The 2,566-nt window shown below is 40.4% G+C and carries 3 protein-coding genes; all 3 read right to left on the bottom strand.

The genetic code is table 11. The annotated features are described in order from the left end of the window. Window positions 1-103: 103 nt before the first annotated feature. Window positions 104-1,303, bottom strand: a complete 1,200-nt coding sequence (gene tyrS, locus QZ735_RS14425) for a tyrosine--tRNA ligase (protein ID WP_294228907.1) — start codon at window positions 1,301-1,303, stop codon at window positions 104-106. Between the two features lie 215 nt (window positions 1,304-1,518). Continuing rightward, window positions 1,519-2,136, bottom strand: a complete 618-nt coding sequence (locus QZ735_RS14420) for a hypothetical protein (protein ID WP_294228904.1) — start codon at window positions 2,134-2,136, stop codon at window positions 1,519-1,521. Between the two features lie 118 nt (window positions 2,137-2,254). Beyond that, window positions 2,255-2,566, bottom strand: a 312-nt coding sequence (locus QZ735_RS14415) for a hypothetical protein (RefSeq protein WP_294249712.1), incomplete at its 5' end; no start/stop codon positions are given.

Here is a 2,566-nt window from a genome sequence, read left to right as displayed (position 1 = left end):
CCGTCCGATTCTATATCGACCATGATGTAGCTCATATCCTTTATTTTTTATTAATTTTTGGCCTGACGAATATATCAAAAAATTGCCTCTGAAAATCCGGTATTTACAAAAGTTCAAAAAAACTTCTCTTCCCGATCTTGATTTTTGTTCCTTTGGTTACTGCAACTTTTTCATCGGGATTAGTTATTTTCTGATGATTGATCTGAATCCCGCCGTTGGTAATGAGCCTACGGATAAAAGACTTGCTTTCTTTGTTTTTCAGCTGATGGCAGAGTTCTGCAAGAGTCATGCTTTCCTGACGATGATTCAATGAACTTAAAGAAACCGGCTCAAACACTTTTTCACCATCATTTTTATTTTGAAACTGGTTCGTGAAAAACGTTTCAGCTTGTTCCGCAGATTCAGGATCGTGGTATTGCGTAATGATATTTTTGGCGATCAGCTTTTTAATATTCATTGGATTTTCACCGTTTGTAATGCTGAGCTTCAGGTTTTCTTTTTCTTCACCGGAAAGATCGGAGGTAAGGTCGATGAATTCAGTGATCAAAGTATCCGGGATAGACATGGTTTTGCCGAACATTTCATTCGGGGTATCTGTTAATCCGATTGTATTGTTCAAAGATTTACTCATTTTTTCTTTCCCGTCCAGGCCTTTAAGCAGCGGCATGCACATCACGATTTGCGGAGATCTTCCGTGGTTTTCCTGCAGCTGTCTCCCCATGGTACAGTTGAACAGCTGATCCGTTCCGCCCATCTCTATATCACATTCAATCTGTACCGAATCGAATCCCTGAAGAATCGGGTATACCAGCTCATGCATGGCAATTGGGATATTTTCGGTAAATCTTTTGCTGAAATCGTTCCGCTGCAGCAGCTGCGCCACCGTTACTTTAGACAAGAGCTGAACGACTTCTGAAAAAGGCAGCGCATCCAGCCAGTCGGAATTGAATACTATTTTTGCTTTTTCAACATCGATTACTTTGGCAAGCTGGCTGATATAGGTTTCTGCATTGTGCTTCACCTCTTCAGCATTTAAGGGTTGCCGGGCTTTATTTTTCCCGGTCGGATCCCCAATTCTTGCTGTAAAGCTTCCGACGACGATCACAACCTGATGGCCCAGCTCCTGAAACTGCTTTAGCTTTTTCAGGACGACGGCATGCCCAAGGTGCAGGTCGGGAGCGGTAGGATCAAAACCTATCTTGATGATGAGTTTCCTGTTTTCTTCTGCGGCCTGCTGAAATTTTAATTCCAGACCGTTTGGCGGCAGCATAATTTCTACGTTTTCTTTTAGTGTACGGATCATTTTTTTGAATTTTATATATGAAAAAACCCGGACGAGAGGTCCGGGTTTTCTATTATTCTAGTTGAATGTTTACTGAAATATATCTATAGAAGCTTTCCCGAACCATAGGCCGGGTAATAATAATTGCTGAAAAAAGGCAATCGTAAGATATTGTTGAGCTGCTTCATTGCTGCAAATATAGAAATTTTTTCAAATCTGTGAAAAGAAATACCTCGCTACACACGGTGGAGTATTATAATATTTCCTTTGTAAAATTTAGTGGAATCATACAGTTCGGAAAAATGACGGTGCATCTCCGGTTTTGGCATATTAGATTTATTTTCCTGATAAGCGGTTTCAGCAAGGGAATAAAGGTTTGAATAACCGGATTTCAGGTAATCAAAATGAAAATCTGTTTCACCGTTTTTATTGATCATCCCTGAAAAAAAGATCCCGTAGATGAGGAATGGATTAAAAACTTCAGAATCCATTTTACAGCCGAGGATTGTGTTTGCATGTTTCTTATAATCCGACAGGATCCGGTGGAAAGCTTCCACGTCCGATGCACCGGAAATCTCATGGAATATATCGATCCCGTGAGTAAATAACTGCGCTTGCAATTCTTCGGGATCCGTATTGCATTTGGCCTCAAACCACCTGAAAATATCCAGCAGCTCTTCTTCTGAAATATCGTCTATATGATGAAGTGTTTTTTTCTTGATGAGCTCAAGGCTTGTTTTTTTATCATCCTGGAGAAATTGGAGAACATGCTCTTCTTCGCGGCAGAGTTTATTGTATAAATTGATTTTTGCCACAACCGGATTGGTCTTGATGAAGTAAAGTTTTTCTGCCATACTATTGGGTGATGCCTTGTTTTTCAGTAAATAACATGACTAAGTTAGTGAAAAAAAGGACATAAAGACACAGAGCGGTAATATTTCATACGCACTCTGTTTTTGCCGTTAATTTTTATTATTTATCGAAAGCAGGCAGATGTTTTATGTCATCATTTAATACCATTTCCTTCAGGGCTTTGTGAATCAGGCGGCGAACCACGGAAAGCGGGTGGTCGGGAAATTCCTTATCGTACTCCTCTCTTTCGGATTTATTCATCAGGGCTCCCTCCCTGAATGAAGGGTCATAAGGGTCTTCAAACCAGTCTTTCAGCCCGTCATCGTCGAAAGTAACTTCGCCGGTCTGGAAAAATCTGCTTAAAACAAGATTATCTCTTATTCCTGTGGTTCCTACTTCAACAGCCTGGGCTTTAATTACAAAACTGCAGTT

The organism is uncultured Chryseobacterium sp. (assembly GCF_913776365.1).
Classification (GTDB): Bacteria; Bacteroidota; Bacteroidia; order Flavobacteriales; family Weeksellaceae; genus Chryseobacterium.
Note: the sequence above shows the minus strand (reverse complement) of the source record. Positions and strands in the feature narration are given on the sequence as shown.

What these genes read in the sequence shown, in the direction of transcription:
- QZ735_RS14420 (WP_294228904.1), bottom strand. Translation starts at nt 2,136, where the DNA reads ATGGCAGAAAAACTTTACTTCATCAAGACCAATCCGGTTGTGGCAAAA.
- tyrS (WP_294228907.1), bottom strand. Translation starts at nt 1,303, where the DNA reads ATGATCCGTACACTAAAAGAAAACGTAGAAATTATGCTGCCGCCAAAC.